Source organism: Algoriphagus sp. TR-M9 (genome assembly GCF_027594545.1).
Taxonomy (GTDB): domain Bacteria; phylum Bacteroidota; class Bacteroidia; order Cytophagales; family Cyclobacteriaceae; genus Algoriphagus; species Algoriphagus halophytocola.
Genome location: NZ_CP115160.1, coordinates 3489496 through 3505720 on the forward strand (window position 1 = coordinate 3489496; position 16225 = coordinate 3505720).

At 44.5% G+C, this 16225-nt stretch carries 14 protein-coding genes; 5 read left to right on the forward strand and 9 right to left on the reverse strand.

The window, feature by feature from the left end; all coding sequences use genetic code 11:
- Positions 1–32: 32 nt before the first annotated feature.
- The gene (locus PBT90_RS14545) at positions 33–584 is read right to left on the reverse strand and encodes a porin family protein (RefSeq protein WP_264811308.1); all 552 of its coding nucleotides are present in this window, start codon (positions 582–584) and stop codon (positions 33–35) included.
- 165 nt (positions 585–749) lie between these two features.
- Here PBT90_RS14545 and PBT90_RS14550 point away from each other — a divergent pair, with 165 nt between their 5' ends.
- From PBT90_RS14550 to PBT90_RS14560, 3 genes are all read left to right on the forward strand, one after another.
- On the forward strand, positions 750–1313 hold the full coding sequence (locus PBT90_RS14550; RefSeq protein WP_264811309.1) for a Crp/Fnr family transcriptional regulator: 564 nt from the start codon (positions 750–752) through the stop codon (positions 1311–1313).
- Positions 1314–1387: 74 nt separating this feature from the next.
- A complete protein-coding gene (locus PBT90_RS14555) occupies positions 1388–2680 on the forward strand; it encodes a parallel beta-helix domain-containing protein (RefSeq protein ID WP_264811310.1) in 1293 nt (430 codons plus the stop codon).
- The gene (locus PBT90_RS14560; protein WP_270129815.1) at positions 2680–3771 is read left to right on the forward strand and encodes an SO2930 family diheme c-type cytochrome; all 1092 of its coding nucleotides are present in this window, start codon (positions 2680–2682) and stop codon (positions 3769–3771) included. Before PBT90_RS14555 ends, PBT90_RS14560 begins: the two co-directional genes overlap by 1 nt.
- A 227-nt stretch (positions 3772–3998) precedes the next feature.
- On the opposite strand, the gene PBT90_RS14565 is transcribed toward PBT90_RS14560, so the two are convergent.
- The 8 genes from PBT90_RS14565 to PBT90_RS14600 form a co-directional block, all read right to left on the reverse strand.
- Positions 3999–4592, reverse strand: coding sequence for a porin family protein (locus PBT90_RS14565; protein ID WP_270129817.1), 594 nt, complete (start codon positions 4590–4592; stop codon positions 3999–4001).
- A 59-nt stretch (positions 4593–4651) separates the two neighbouring features.
- Positions 4652–5734, reverse strand: a complete 1083-nt coding sequence (locus tag PBT90_RS14570) for an alanine/ornithine racemase family PLP-dependent enzyme (protein ID WP_264811313.1) — start codon at positions 5732–5734, stop codon at positions 4652–4654.
- Between the two features lies 1 nt (position 5735).
- The gene (locus tag PBT90_RS14575) at positions 5736–6176 is read right to left on the reverse strand and encodes a GNAT family N-acetyltransferase (protein WP_264811314.1); all 441 of its coding nucleotides are present in this window, start codon (positions 6174–6176) and stop codon (positions 5736–5738) included.
- Positions 6173–7609, reverse strand: coding sequence for a sodium:solute symporter family protein (locus tag PBT90_RS14580; protein WP_264811315.1), 1437 nt, complete (start codon positions 7607–7609; stop codon positions 6173–6175). Before PBT90_RS14580 ends, PBT90_RS14575 begins: the two co-directional genes overlap by 4 nt.
- Before the next feature lie 296 nt (positions 7610–7905).
- Positions 7906–9009: a lipid II:glycine glycyltransferase FemX gene (locus PBT90_RS14585; protein WP_270129820.1), complete on the reverse strand. Its 1104-nt coding sequence runs from the start codon at positions 9007–9009 to the stop codon at positions 7906–7908.
- Positions 9010–9278: 269 nt separating this feature from the next.
- On the reverse strand, positions 9279–10028 hold the full coding sequence (locus PBT90_RS14590; protein WP_264811317.1) for a succinate dehydrogenase/fumarate reductase iron-sulfur subunit: 750 nt from the start codon (positions 10026–10028) through the stop codon (positions 9279–9281).
- Between the two features lie 27 nt (positions 10029–10055).
- The gene (locus tag PBT90_RS14595) at positions 10056–11990 is read right to left on the reverse strand and encodes a fumarate reductase/succinate dehydrogenase flavoprotein subunit (RefSeq protein WP_264811318.1); all 1935 of its coding nucleotides are present in this window, start codon (positions 11988–11990) and stop codon (positions 10056–10058) included.
- Positions 11991–12002: 12 nt separating this feature from the next.
- The gene (locus PBT90_RS14600; RefSeq protein ID WP_264811319.1) at positions 12003–12683 is read right to left on the reverse strand and encodes a succinate dehydrogenase cytochrome b subunit; all 681 of its coding nucleotides are present in this window, start codon (positions 12681–12683) and stop codon (positions 12003–12005) included.
- 302 nt (positions 12684–12985) lie between these two features.
- On the opposite strand from PBT90_RS14600, the gene PBT90_RS14605 reads away from it, so the two are divergent.
- Together PBT90_RS14605 and PBT90_RS14610 are read left to right on the forward strand one after the other, a co-directional pair.
- Positions 12986–15763, forward strand: coding sequence for a gliding motility-associated C-terminal domain-containing protein (locus PBT90_RS14605; RefSeq protein WP_264811320.1), 2778 nt, complete (start codon positions 12986–12988; stop codon positions 15761–15763).
- Entirely contained in the window at positions 15760–16200 is a 441-nt protein-coding gene (locus tag PBT90_RS14610; protein ID WP_270129824.1) for a thiol-disulfide oxidoreductase DCC family protein, read from the forward strand. The genes PBT90_RS14605 and PBT90_RS14610 overlap by 4 nt, the downstream gene beginning before the upstream one ends.
- Positions 16201–16225 lie beyond the last annotated feature (25 nt).

Below are 16225 nucleotides of genomic sequence, written 5' to 3' on the forward strand. Positions count from 1 at the left end.
CCAGGCTTTGGGACTTTCCTCAAAATCTGTGGTTAGAAATCATATCCTATGGAGATTTTGAACACGTTATTTTTTACGTCCTGGCCAAAGTAATTCAGGTTTTGCAAGCCGAAATCGTAACTCACCTGGGCGTTTAGACCTAGGGGCAGATTGGCACCCACACCTGCTACACCAGCGATATCATACCCTTTCACACCGTCTGTATTGGTGTTGGTATCACCACCTTCCTCATAGCTTCTAGAAACCAATACTGAGCCCTGAGGCCCTGCAAATACATTCAGAAAAGGAAGGAAATTCAATCGAAGCAAAACCGGCACATCTATGTAATTCAAGCGCTCGGTAGTCGCTCCACCCGGTGCTGCATTGTTTTTATACCCCTTCTGCGCATACTGGATTCCAGGCTCCAGCGCGATGAAACCTGCGCCAAACTTATAATAAGCACCTACGTGAAATCCCGGATTCGCATCTGTAGATGCAAAATCTGTAAAATTAGGGCTGCTATAGCCTGCACGTACACCAAACTGAGCATGAGCAGCAGTACTGAACAGTCCAATAGCGAAGAATAAAATCAATAGCTTTTTCATAAATATGGATTAAATGGTACGGTAAATAGTTCTAGTTTCGTCGAAATGCTGATTAAATTAGCCTAAAAGCGGGTAGTTCAACCAAGATCTTTTTAAATTAAGTGATCAAACTCTTTCTAACCAAGGGTAAAAACCTTGCCAAATTAGACTTTTAGTAAAAAACTAATGGAAAAATTCTCAAATCTTTTTAACAAATTCCCCACCACCAGCGACGAAGCCAAGCAGGCATTTGCTGATCATCTTACTGAATTTGAAGTAGAAAAAGGCCATTTCTTGGTTCGTGAAGGACAAATCTGTGATCAATTGTTTTTCGTCGCCAAAGGAGCTGCCCGAAGCTACTACACCCGAGACAATCGTGACATCACGGTTTCATTTACCCTAGATGAGGAGTTTGTCACCGCTATGCACTCCTTTATTACCAGAAAGCCTTCTTTTGAAAATATAGAAACCCTAGAGCGAAGTACCATTTATAAAATTTCCCATGATGACTTACAGGCTTGCTTCCTGAAGTTTCCCGAGCTGGAGCGCGCCTACAGAATGATTTTGGAGCAGTATTACATAGTGCTAGAAGAGCAGCAGATTTTCACCAAATTCAAATCGGCCAGAGATCGCTATTTAGAACTGATGCAGTACCGACCCAAGGTGATCCAAAAGGCCTCCGTAGGGCAGATCGCTTCGTTCCTGGACATGACCATAGAAACCCTGAGCCGAATTCGCGCTAAAATCTGATTTATTGACAAAAGTCAAGGGGCACTTTTTCAGGTTATAGGTAATTTTGGCAAAGCCTAATCCACTCCCACCCCATGAAAAAACTACAAGTCATCTTATTCGCCATATTTTCTGTCTTCTATTACAGTTGCAGTAGCTCTTCCAATGAGCAAACCTTCGACAGTTCTGAACTCCCAAGAGTAAGCCTGGAGCAAACAGAAAAAGTAGTGGAAGATTTCATCATGGCTGAGGATGGAGCTACCATAGAAATCCCGGCCGGATTTTATGAATTCAACACCCAGCTGATCCTAGACAATAAGTCAAACATCACCATCAAAGGTGCAGGACTAAAACAAACGGTACTTTCCTTCAAAAACCTCAAAACTGGGGGAGAAGGCGTCAAACTGGTAGGAAATAACATTACCATCCAGGACCTGACCATAGAAGATGCGCCAGGTGATGGAGTAAAAGCGCAACACACCGATGGAATCACCTTCCGCAGGATCAACGTCACCTGGACAAACGGAGACAAGTCAAAGAACGGAACTTACGCCATCTATCCGGTGCAGTGTAAAAATGTAATGATTGACGAAGTGATCGCCTCTCACTCCAGAGATGCGGGTATCTACGTGGGCCAATCAGAAAACATCATAGTCAAAAACTCTCTGGCTTTTGGAAATGTGGCCGGAATCGAAATCGAGAACTGTGACAATGCGGAGGTTTTTGGGAATGTAGCCCGTGACAATGCAGGCGGAATATTGGTTTTCAACTTACCGGGCTTACCAAAAGCAGACGGTGCCAAAACCAAAATTTACGACAATGACATCATCGAAAACAACCACGAAAACTTTGCGACAGCTATGGGAGAAGGCCCCAATGGCAATACAGTGACCATGATCCCTCCGGGCTCAGGAGTGATTTTACTGGCTGCCAAAGAAGTGGAAATTTACAACAACCGGATTCTTCGAAACAAAACCACCGGCGTGGCCATCGCCAGCTATCAGATCACAGGTTTCCCTAGCGAGGCTCCAAACTGGTCTCCATTCACCACCGACATATACATTCATGACAATGAGTATGACCGGACTAAAGGCTTTCCTGATCTCTCCAGAGAATTGGGGCAATTGATCAGCATCTATAACGCGCATGGCAAGGCTAAAACCCAAGACATCATCTACGACGGGATCTGGGACGAATCCATCAGCGAGGACATCAGCACTAACCCTATGCGGATTTGCCTGTCAGAAAGCAACCTTTCCGAACTGTATTTCACGCGTTTTTCACTGATGGACGGAGAAGACAATATTGAAGGCTTTGCTGATGCATCACCATTCCAAAACTGTACAGTTCCCGTAGCCACAAACGTGAGCGCAATTGCTGAAATGTGATGAAGAGAACTAAGATTACCTGGAGCCTCAGTATTTCGCTGGCAATCCTGATGCTAGTGCTTGCCTGCAAAAGCGAGCCTTCCACGACTTCTAGCCCAGTACCTGCTTTAGAGGAGGAATTGGCAGATGGGAAATTTCCCTATCAAAGACTATCCACTTATGGTTTCTTTGCCGGAGAATTGAAGGAATTGACACCTGTAGATGAGGTAATACCCTATCAACCTGCCTCTTCGCTCTTTACTGATTATGCCTTGAAGAGCCGCTTCGTGTTTTTCCCTGCTGGGGAAAAAGCGATTCTAGCATCCAACGAACTAGACTTTCCTGAAGGCACAGTTTTGATCAAAAACTTCTATTACCCCGTTGACTTCAGCAAACCCGAGCAAGGCCGAAGAATCATAGAAACAAGGCTTTTGATCAATTCAGAAACAGGTTGGGAAGCTTTTCCCTACATCTGGAACGACAGCCAGACGGAGGCTATTCTCAAAGTGGTGGGCGGAGAAATCCAGGTAGATTTTATTGATCATGAAGGAAAGGATCAAGTGATCAATTACCTGGTCCCCAACAAAAACCAGTGTAAAACCTGTCACAACAAAAACGAATCCCTCGCTCCTATAGGCGTGAAAGTACAGCATCTTAATAATGAGTTGGAGTTTAAGTCAGGAAAATCCAACCAACTCGCACATTGGGCTGAGTTAGGAAAACTGGAGGGTTTTGAAGGGGCTGCGGCACATCCCTCCATGATCAATTATGAGGACAAAAATTTACCACTAGACGATCGGGCCATGGCATATTTAGACATTAATTGCTCGCACTGCCACAGCGCAGAAGGCCCGGCGAGTACTTCGGGACTGTTCCTTACCTACGATCAAACTGACCCGCGTAAGCTTGGTGTAAATAAAATCCCGGTAGCTGCAGGAAATGGAGCTGGCACCTTCGATTTTGACATTGTACCGGGCAAAGCTGATGAATCAATCCTCACGCACAGAATGAATTCTACTGAAGTTGGGATTGCGATGCCAGAGCTTGGGAGAACGACCGTCCACAAGGAAGGCGTCCAGCTGATCAAGGATTGGATTAATAGCATGCAGTAGGGCTTACTCTCAAAACTCAGGCGGCTGTTTTCATTCCATAGGAACGAGTGGTAATTATAATCAAACGTTCCTATGGAACGTAAAACAAAAATCCAATACTCCAGGACTACCAACCAGCTGTCCCTCTGGAACAAAAGAACCGCGCTACAATTGTGCGGTGAACTCAGTGGATAAAAAAATGCCCCCAACCCAAGTCGGAGGCATTTTTTTAGGTGAATTCCTATTTGTTAGAAAGTATAGCCGGCAGAAAGCTTAAACCCTCTGTTGTACACATCGGCATCACTGTCTTTAAAGATCGGCGTAAAGCCATAATCATAAGAGGCCTGCACATTGAATCCCTTTGGCAGGTTATACCCTACACCTAGGACTAGTCCAAAATCAGTTTCCTTAATCGCATCAGAGTCATAAGAAACCGTTCCTCCAAAGAAATCCCCTTCAAATTTTGATTTGGCCAGGAAGGAAATCTGCGGTCCGGCAAAGAGATTAAAACCTTCTGTAGGGTACATTCTGAAAAGCACCGGAATATCCACATAGTTTAGAATAGCCCGGCTATCCACAAAATCATCATTCTGCGTGCCTTTTACGGAATAATAAACTCCTGGCTCCAGTGCTAAGCGATCTGTCATAAACAGCATGGTGTATCCGCCCAGGTGAAATCCTACTCTATTGGTGTAATCATTCTCTGACACATCATCTCCTCCAAAATTGAAAAGACTGGCCCCTCCACGGACACCGAATCCTCCTAATTTTTCGGATGATTGGGCTTGAGAAAGCTGGACCATTCCCAGTCCAAAGGCGATAAATAAAAGTACTTTTTTCATAGTCAAATACAAGTTGGTTTTCGCAACTGTATTCCCATGACCATGCCAAAAGAGGATTATTAATCCAAAGTATCGATGACTTTCTTATCGATGTAGTTAGAATTGAGCAGGCTCAAAGCCCCCATATATTTCATATCGAAATTTAAGGTATCGCCCACTTGGTAACCATTCGGATTTTCTCCCAAATTAATAATCAACATATCAGAACTACCGCCGAGAATCTCGTATTTGTCGTCACTGGGAAGCAAGTATTTGGGATCCACATCCAGCAAGCCTAAGTCAATAATCGCCCTGAAAGAGCTTTTACCGTAGAGCGACTCATCGATTTCCGCTGTTTCCCCCTGCGGGTTAGACGCCAGATTCCCAACGGGTAACAAGGGTTTTTCCTGCATTTCTATAATCTCAGCATGTAGCTCAAACACATCTCCGTTCATGCCCTCGATAACTTTCTCCTCAAACAGATCCAAGCCAAAATACAAGGTTTCTCCTACGCGGAAGTGGTTGATTCCTTTTGGCAACTGATGTGTCAGCATCAGCGGGATGGTCACTGAGGTACCGGCAGATACCCAAGGGATTTTCTTGTTGAACTTAAGTTCAATGATCTGCTTGTAAAGGGACAGTTGAATCAGTTTGTCTGCCGAAGGCATCACCCCGTTCAGGCAATTAAGATTGGTTCCCAGCCCTATCACCTCGATGTTTGGAAGATGGAAGATTTGGGAATAAAATTCCACCAATTGTTCGCCCATCACACCTTCGCGAAGGTCACCGGTTTCGACCATGATGATGATCTTGTGCTTCTTTTCTTGCTCTACCGCCTCCTGACTGATCCAGCGTATGGTTTCCAGCTCGCTATTCAAGCTGACATCTGCAAACTGCACCATTTTACTGATGTTCCTTTTGGACACCGGCTTGATGTAGACAGTTTGAATCTCCGGATTGAGTGATTTAACCATAGCCAGATTACTGATCCGGCTATCGTGAATTTCCTTCACGCCAAGGTTAATTAATTCTTGTAAAAAAAGTCTGTTTCCGCAGAGCAGCTTGGACACTACTCCCCAAGAAACATCATTCTCCTGGAATGTACTTCTAAGAAACTCAAAATTCTCTTTGAGCTTTGCTTTATTTAAGGTGAGAAAAGCCATTTTACTTGGTCAACCTCATTTCAAGGTATTTGTTCGTAAAGCCGATTCTTTCATACAGATTTTTAGCAGGATTATCAGGTTCTACGTGCAGAGCAATAGAACCATTGGCCATCTTGATTGCCATTTCCATGATTTTTCCGCCTATTCCTTTGCCTCTTTGCGAAGCATCTACAGCGATATAAACCAAAATATTCTCAGGAATATAGCCAGACATACCGGTCTTGTTCATCACCAGCGCACCCAGCAATTTACCATTTTCTCTGGCCATCACCACAAAACCTCCTGCATGGAGACTTTGGTCAAGGGCATAGTCTAGGCATTTCATGATATCCTCTTTGGGATCACCATATTTCCCTAAGTGCTCAAAAAGGAAATCGGCAATTTCATTTTTCTGCAAATATGTCGCAGAATCTATAGTAGATAGAGTTTCTAGTTTGATCATATAGATTTTAACTTTGAACTGTTATTTTTTTCGAAATAAATCACTGACACGAAAGTCAGAAAAGAGAGCGTAAGCCCAAATAAATTGGCATCCAAGCCTAGCGGCAAACTGACTTCTGAGATAATCAATCCTGCCGTCAAACTCCCGCCCGTAATCATAGATGCAGTAGCTGCTCTGGGACTGGTCTGCCCAAAGAACAAGCCTCCAACTACCGGTACCAATAGGCCTGAAACCATAAACGCATAGGAATATAACATCAAACTGAGTACTTCCGTCATTTGCCAGGCAATAATTATCGCCACTACTCCAATGGCCAAGGTGAGCAGTTGTGAGATCCGCATCTCTTCTTTTAGAGATTTGCCTACAAAGAACTTCCCTAGAATATCAGTGGTCAGATTACCAGACGCCGCCATCAGACAGGAGTCTGCCGTGGAAAGTACCGCTGAGAAATAGGCTGACATCATCAGTCCCAAGATACCGGCCGGTAAGATCTGACTGAGCAAAACAGGAAGCCCCATCTCCGGATCCATAGCAGTCGTGAACCCTTCTAAAGCACCCTGCTCCACCGCTACTCTGGATAGTAAACCCAAAGAAACGCCTAAAAGTGCCATAATCGGCCATTCAAATAATCCTGCGATGAACCAAGCCTTCTTGGCAGACTTCACATCCCGAGCTGCAAAGATCCGCTGGTAAAGCGTCATACCCACAAACCAAATGGGAATAATCGTGATCCCCCAATTGGCAAGATCTTGCCAGGTAAGATTGGAAAAGGAGAAAAACTCCTGTGGCAAAGTGCTCTGAATACCTTCCCAACCACCTACATAATTATAGGAAATCGGAATCCCGATAAACATCAATCCCGCCATCAAAATGATCCATTGTATGGTGTCGGTATAGATCACTGCTTTCAGTCCGCCCATCACGGTGTACACCACCGCTATGGTTCCCATGATCAGCAGCGCATAGGACAGGTCCAGCGCCTCAAAGGTCCCTGAAGCGAGCTTGGCTCCTGCCAGTAGCTGTGAGGAAGTAAATCCCAGGTAACCTAGAAAACAGATTACTGCAGCCACTCTCGCTGTAGTAGAATTATACAGATGTCCGATGATCTGTGGAAAGGTGAAAAACTGGGCAAAGGCAGAATCAGATTTTACCCGGGGAATCAAAACTACTGCGGCCAGCCAAGCTCCCAAAAGTCCCGTGAACAGCATCCAGGAACCAGACAAGCCCATGACAAATCCAAGCCCCCCTAAACCAATAGAAAATCCTCCGCCTACATCAGTGGCTACTACAGAAAGGCCTATGTGCCAAGGCCCGATGCTGCGTCCCCCCACATAATAATCCTCCTGACCTGAGTTCTGTTTCATGTAAAAATATCCTACACCCAGCATCGCCAGCATGTAGGCCACAAAGATCCCCAGATCTATATAACTCATATCGTCTTTCTATTTGTAACAAAATCTCTCTAGAATATAATTTTTCAAAGGTAAGCAACATGGCTCACATTCAAAATTTTATTGGGTTCAAAAGATAAATTTGATCATTCAGTGCAATTGAAGATTGGAATAATTCTAAAACCTAAATCTTTTGGATTGAAAAAGTAGAGGATCAAGCATCCCTTCCAAAAAAATGAAGCAAACCTGGATTAAAACCCAATCCTAATTCACAGAAAGCTCAGAAGACCTCAATACTCCATTGGGTTCCCACCTATTGCAACAGCCTTAGCCAATCTTCATTTTTTCACCTCTTGCATCTGGTAGATATCATACAGTTTTTGGTCAAAAGGATAATCCCAGCAGCCCATCCTATGGTAGAGATTTCCCCCGAAGCCTTTTTTGTAAATATGTACGCCATGCAAAGGATGGCTCTGGTTCAAATTCGGAGCCGAGCCAAACATATCATATTCCTTGCAACCCCAGTTCTTAGAAAGCTTGATAGATTCCCACTGCAGCGCATAACTAGCCATCATATGGTTCTTCTGGGAAGTGGAAGCTCCATATAAATAGGTTCCCCTTTCTTTGGACAACACCAAAAACATAGAAGACAGGAACTCCCCATCCCGATCAGCCATCAGCATTTTTACCGAGACTCCTTTCTTACCATTGTCCTGATTTTTCAATATGGTAGAAAAGAAATCCTGATTTTGGATCTGCATGTGATGTCGTGTAGCGGTGTCCAGGTATAAGCGATACCAATCTTCCAAATGCTCCATCCCATATTCACGAACTCTGATCCCTTTTCTGTTGGCTTTTCGGACATTATACCTGGTATTAAATCGCATATTGGAAAGCAGCTCCTCCTCGCTTAATGTCAGGTCCAGGAAAAAAGTGTTTTTGGGCAAATTATCAGAGATGCTTTTCTGTAGGTTCCAGTTTTCCGTATTGAAGTTGACCCTATATTCCTGAGTTTGATTGGGAGGAGGCCCAACCCAGTTGCCACTCTCGTCGAAATATTCCTCTTCTACCGCCCATTGGTTTTCCCAGGCTAGGTCAAAGCGAATAAATATGCAGTTTGCAGGAAGCTTAGGTTGGATGGAATTAGCCAAGTATTCTAAAAACAGCCCCTGGTTTTCGAAGGAAGGTTCCATTTTTGGACCATAGGGTACATAGGCAAAGCAGGTATACGGATCTATGTACTTAATCAATACGAGTAAATCCTCACTCATCCTGCCTGAAGGATCTGCCTCAGCATATAAAATATCTTTGGAAATGGTCAGCTCAAAACCCTGAGGTACAAAGCCCTGATTCTCTTTCACCCGTCCCCAAAATGGCGTCTGTGGTAGGATACTGGTACTCTTAAACTCTTCGATTTCCTTTGGCTCTAAATCACAAATCATCCCTTTTCTTGCATATTTGGCGCGAAATTAAAGAATCATGCACGCAATCTGAAATCCAATGGGATGTTTTGGAAGAAGTGAGCATGGCAACAAATCAGGATGAAGTGCGAGAAAATGCTTGGTGCTTGATTTTGCTATTCAGGCCAGAATAGGTTATGCTATTGTAGGTAGTGCTCTTAGTACGCCTTACTCACAACCTTCTCCCTTCCCCAAAACCAAAAAAAGCCGACTCTCGCCGGCTTTCTAAATATTTATGAACCTGTATTTAATTAAACATTTTCGCTTTTCACAGAAGCAGAGAAGAACTCCCTGTTCATCCTAGCGATGTTTGTCAAACTGATTCCTTTAGGACATTCTGCCTCGCAGGCTCCCGTGTTGGTACAGGCACCGAAACCTTCGGCATCCATCTGTGCTACCATCTTCTCTGCTCTGGACATTCTTTCCACCTGTCCCTGCGGTAGCATAGCCAGCTGAGAGATTTTCGCTGAGGTGAACAGCATGGCAGAGGCATTTTTGCATGCCGCTACACAAGCTCCACAGCCTATACAAGTGGCCGAATCAAAGGCTTCATCCGCGATTCTCTTCGGAATAGGAATTTCATTTGCGTCAGGCACACCACCTGTGTTCACCGATACGTATCCACCCGCCTGAATGATTCTATCAAAAGAACCCCGATCTACCACTAAATCCTTCACCACCGGGAAAGCCGCAGCTCTCCAAGGCTCTATGGTGATGGTGTCTCCATCCGAAAAAGAACGCATGTGAAGTTGACAGGTAGTAGTCTGCTTAGGACCGTGTGGATGCCCGTTGATATAAAGTGAGCACATGCCACAGATACCTTCCCGGCAATCGTGATCAAAGTGAACTGGATCTTCTCCCTTGGCTGAAAGTTCCTCATTCAAAACATCCATCATCTCTAGGAATGACATGTCCGTGGAAATTCCATCTATTGGATAGGTGACAAAACCGCCCTTATCATTGGCATTTTTTTGTCTCCATATTTTTAATGTCAGTTTCATATCTAATTATGAATTAAAGTCTTGAATTTATTTATAGGATCTTTGGGTCAACTTCACGTTTTCGAACACCAGCGGCTCTTTGTGCAGCTCCTCTGGAGTGTTCTCAGCTTTGAACTCCCAGGCTGCCACATAAGCAAAGTTCTCATCATCTCTCAAAGCTTCCCCTTCCGGAGTTTGAGATTCTGTTCTGAAGTGACCACCACAAGATTCAGATCTGTTCAGCGCATCATCTACCATCAGCTCTCCCAGCTCTAAGAAGTCTGCCACTCGACTGGCTTTCTCTAAGGTCTGATTCAGTTCCTCGTTGGCGCCAAGCACTTTCACATCTTTCCAGAACTCCTTTCTCAATTCCTGAATCATGCCTTTAGCCTTGGTGAGTCCTTCAGCATTTCTGGCCATACCGCAGTACTCCCACATGATATGGCCTAGCTTCTTATGGAAGTAATCCACTGTTTTGGTACCATTGATACTCAAAAGCTTCTGGATCGCATCTTTTACTCCCTGGGCAGCTTTTGCAAATTCAGGATGATTTGCATCTACTGGAGCGGTTCCTATTTGTGCCAAATAATCCCCGATTGTGTAAGGTGCCACGAAGTATCCATCAGCCAATCCCTGCATCAATGCAGAAGCTCCCAATCTGTTTGCTCCATGATCGGAGAAATTCGCCTCTCCAAGAGAGTAAAGACCTGGAACAGTAGTAGATAAGTTATAATCAACCCAAAGTCCACCCATGGTGTAGTGAACAGCTGGATATATTTTCATTGGTGTCTGGTAAGGATTCTCTCCAGTGATCTGCTGATACATGTCAAACAAGTTGCCGTATCTGGCGCGGATCGCATCTTCTCCGTCGCGTTCGATTGCGTCACGGAAGTCCAGAAATACTGCCTGACCGGTTTCATTCACACCGCGACCTTCGTCACAAACGTCTTTCGCATTTCTGGAAGCCACATCACGAGGGACCAAATTACCGAAGGAAGGATATTTTCTTTCCAAATAGTAGTCTCTGTCCTCATCTTTAATATCTCTAGGCTTGATCTCACCTTTGCGAAGTTTCTCTGCTGTTTCTTTAGTCTTTGGCACCCAAACCCTACCATCATTTCTCAAAGACTCAGACATCAAAGTCAACTTGGACTGATGATCTCCTGATACTGGAATACAAGTAGGGTGAATCTGAGTGTAGCAAGGGTTGGCAAAGTATGCACCTTTCTTATGCGCTCTCCAAGCCGCGGTCACATTAGAACCCATCGCGTTGGTAGAAAGGAAAAATACGTTTCCATAACCACCAGTACACAATAGCACCGCGTGAGCAGCGTGAGTTTCGATAGCGCCAGTGATTAAGTTTCTGGTCACAATACCTCTCGCATGTCCGTCTATAGTGACTACATCCATCATCTCGGTACGCGGGTAAAGCTTCACTTTACCATTGGCTACCTGACGGCTCAAGGCAGAATAGGCTCCTAAAAGCAACTGCTGTCCCGTTTGGCCCCTGGCGTAGAAGGTTCTGGACACTTGTGCTCCACCAAAGGAACGGTTGGCAAGCAATCCGCCGTATTCTCTGGCAAACGGAACACCCTGTGCCACACACTGGTCAATGATATTTACAGAAACCTCTGCAAGACGATATACATTGGATTCACGGGAACGATAATCTCCACCTTTGATGGTATCATAGAACAATCTGTAAACCGAATCACCGTCATTTTGGTAGTTTTTAGCAGCGTTGATTCCGCCTTGTGCAGCGATGGAGTGCGCACGTCTAGGACTATCCTGGAAGCAGAAAGCTTTTACTTTATAGCCAAGTTCTGCCAAAGAAGCAGCCGCTGAAGCCCCGGCAAGACCGGTACCCACCACGATCACTTCGTATTTTCTTTTATTCGCCGGATTGACCAGCTTACTGTTGAATTTATGTTTAGTCCACTTTTCGGCTAAAGGGCCTATTGGGGATTTTGAATCTAGTATCATAGGGACTATGGATTAGCTCTGGGTGAAATAGATATAAACTGGCATGCTGGCAAAAAGAACTGGCACCAGAATGCAATAGATTTTTCCGATCAGGGCAATGGCTGGAGAATACTTCTGGTGATTCAGTCCCAGCGTCTGGAAGGCACTGGCAAAGCCATGAGAAAGATGAAATGCCAAGAATGCCATGGCCACTACATAGCCTATCACCATCAGTTCATTCTGAAAAGCAAAGGTCACTATGCTGTACAAATCCTTATACTGCTCACCGTCATAGCTTACCATTGGCAGATCCCCCCAGTGCATCTGAGCCCAAAAGCTCTGCATGTGAACCACGATGAAGATCAGGATAATGGTACCCAGGATCCCCATATTTCTAGAGGATAAGGTGGTAGATGGCGGAGTGGACACTCCATAGCCTACAGGACGTGCAGCCTTATTTCTTCTGGAAAGCCAGATAGAAAAGATCACGTGACCGATAATGGAAATATAGGTCAAGTAAGAAAGAAGCTTCACTGCGGGATTGGTGGTCATGAATTTGGCATAAATGTTAAATGCCTCACCTCCGTCATTTTTGAACAACAATAAATTACCCGAAACGTGACCTGTCAAAAACAGGATCAGGAAAAGTCCGGTCAGCGCCATGATCAGTTTCCTGCCTATTGTGCTACTCAAGGTTTTTGTAACCCAGCTCATACAATTTTTGCGATTAGTTTAAAACGAAATCTTTGATTAATACCGCCAAATTTACATTTGGAACTAGTAGCAAACAATCCATTCAAAAGCACTTGTCTTATTTTAAGTCGTTCTAAATAACTTTAGGCTTTATAGGGCTTGTTAAGCCGTGTTTTAACAATTACCTAGGAATTATTGTTTTAATTTGGATGAATTTTCGAGTTACTTCCGTTTATTTAGTAAAAGGAAAACCAGAAGTAAAATCTTTATAGTGGATAAATCCGTACATTCTGTTTTACCTTGTATCATAGAACCTGATCAATATGAAGCTTAAAATAACCCTTGGACTTTTTTTATTTTTCCTACTGGCTGGAATAACTGAGGTCTGGGCGACGCACATTCGAGCTGGGGAAATCATAGCAGAGCGAGTCAATGTACAGACGCTTGAATACGAGATTACTGTAGTAGGATATACAGACACCCGATCCAGTGTCATCTTTGGCCCTGGTATAATCAATTTTGGCGACGGTAGGGAAACAGAACTGCAAACCGAAAGTGATTTTAAATTAGTCGAAGATTTGGGTAACCTTATTGAGAAAAACACCTATGTTATCCGTCATGTATTTCAGGGCCCAGGAACTTATACCATACGTTTCCAAGAATTCAACAGAAATGACAGGACGCTGAATATGGACAATTCAGTGGATACTCCCTTTTATGTAGAAACCACGATCACCATTGACCCTTTTTATGGGGTGAACAACTCCCCTGTTTTGACTATCCCTCCTGTGGACAATGGAGCCGTAAATGTACGCTACATCCATAATCCTGGTGCATACGATCCAGATGGCGACAGCTTGGCCTATGAAATGGATATACCCAAGCAGGCTTTTGAGCGTCCGGTAAATAACTATAGAAGTCCAGCTGATGATGAATTTAGCTTTAGCCAGGAAGATGGCAGTACGCCTGCCTTTTTGACCTTAGACCCAGTCACCGGAGATCTGGTGTGGGATGCGCCCGGGACTGCCGGACAGTTTAATGTGGCCTTTCGGATCAAAGAATACCGGAAAATCAATGGGGAATGGGAGCTAATCGGCTGGGTGGTCCGTGATATGCAGATCATCATTGAAAACTCAAATAATAGACGCCCAGAACTCATTCTGCCGCCAGATCTCTGTGTGGAAGCCGGTACACTGATAGAAGAGGTGATCCAAGGACAGGACCCGGATGGAGATCCTATTAAAATAGAGGTATTTGGTGAGCCTGTAGAGATCACCACCTCCCCGGGCAGCTATTCTCCGGAAGCTGAATATCAGCCAACACCGGGAATTGTAAACTTTAACTGGCAGACTGTATGTAACCATGTGAGAGCAAGGGAATACGAGGTGAGAGTGCGTATAACAGATCAGCCTAGCTCTGGTCCTGCACTGGTGGACATCAAAACCTGGAGAATCAAAGTAGTCGGCCCTCCACCGGTCTTTAATGAGATCGAGCAAATGCCGGGTAGGTCCGTAGAATTAAACTGGGATCCTTATGTCTGCGGCAATTCGGCAAGTGAAATGCAGGTATGGAGAAGAATCAATTCTGATCCCTACGAGCCCGACAGCTGCGAGACTGGAATACGGGCAGGATATGAACTCATTGGCACCACAGATTTGCAAACCTTCGACTTCTTGGACGAAAATGGAGGAGCGGGCCTAGCGCCAGGCAATACCTATTGCTATAGATTGGTAGCGGCATTCCCAGAGCCAAGGCTTGGTGAAAGCATAGTATCTCAGGAAATCTGTGTGACCATAGATGTAGACGTGCCTATCATCACCAATGTGAGCATAGAAGAAACCGATACAGAAGATGGTGAAATTTTCATCAAGTGGACGCCTCCATACGATATAGATCAGGTACAATTCCCCGGACCATATACCTATGAACTTTTGCGAAGCACAGGGTTTACTGGTAATTCCGATCAAGTTTCTTTGGGAGTCACTTCAGATACACTTTTCACAGACACCGGATTGAATACTGATGCATTGGTGTACAATTACGATGTGGTTCTACTCGACAGAAACACTAAAATTGACACTTCCTCCAAGGCATCCTCGGTGTGGCTGGAGCCAACCATTATCAATGAAGCTATTGAACTGAACTGGGATTTCACCGTGCCTTGGAACAACTCCATTTCCCAATACAAGCATGAGGTTTACAGAAACAGAACAGATGCCGACGCTGCCGATGAGGACAATTTCGTCTTAATAGCAGAGGTAGATGTTACCCAAGATGGATTCACCTTTTTGGATGATGGTTCCTTCAATGGGGTTCCTTTAGAAAAAGAAGTAAGCTACTGCTACTATGTAATCACCAAAGGCGCTTACAATGTGGATGGTTTGGAGTATCCTTTGGAAAACAAATCCCAGATCGTCTGTGCGAAACCAGATGACAACAGATTGCCATGTCCACCTGTATTGACTTTTGAGGGGCCAATGTGCGAGGAATACTTGGCAGGAATGCCTTGTAACACGAACTCTTTTGAGCATGAGCTCAGCTGGACACCTGATTTCTCAGGTGAATGTGATGATGAATTGAGCGGGTATAAATTATACTATACATCAGATGGTGAAGAAGGCCAATTTGAACTGATCGCAGAGCTTTCTTCTCTGGAACTATCGACTACTATCACTGACCTGACCACTTACAGAGGCTGCTATTACATCACAGCTATAGACCGATCGGGCAATGAAAGTGAGCCAAGTAACATCGTCTGTGTAGAAAACTGCCCGAACTATAACCTGCCAAATGCCTTCACGCCAAACGGTGACGGCACCAATGACACCTTCATGGCTTTTGACAATCCTTTTGCGCAGTGTCCTCGCTTCGTGACCGGAGTGGAAATCTTCATTGTCAACAGATGGGGAGTTGAAGTATTCAGCTATAACAGCTTGGAATCCGCAGAAAATGACGTGTACATCCGCTGGGACGGAAGGGACAAAAATGGCAATGAACTACCTGCGGGCACCTACTATTATTCGGGTTCGGTTTCTTTTGACGTCCTGGATCCAGCCCAGCAGCAGGAAAGCCTGAAAGGAACCATACAAATCCTGAAATGACACAAGCAAAATCCATCATATTCTTTGATGGAGTCTGTAACCTCTGTAATGCATCCATAGATTTTGTGATCCAAAGAGATCCCAAAGATCACTTTCTGGTGGGCGCATTACAGGACGATTTCAGTAAAAAAATCCTCTCCAGATTTGATGTAAAAGAGGATTACCTCGATTCCCTGGTTTTATTAGAAAAAGGGGAAATCTACTTCAAAAGTACAGCTGCACTTAAAATCAGCAGAAAACTTTCCGGGCTTTGGCCTGCACTTTACCCTTTGATTTTTTTGCCAAAAGCCCTCCGGGACCCGATTTACAACTGGATAGGTCAAAACAGGTACAAGTGGTTTGGCAAGAAAAACACCTGTAGACTGCCTTCTGCTGAGGAGCAAGCCAAGTTTCTTTCAGCGCAAACCCTTCCTGCTACCGGCCTTAGACTCCCTTGATTTGACCTAGATCAATTCCTCTTGG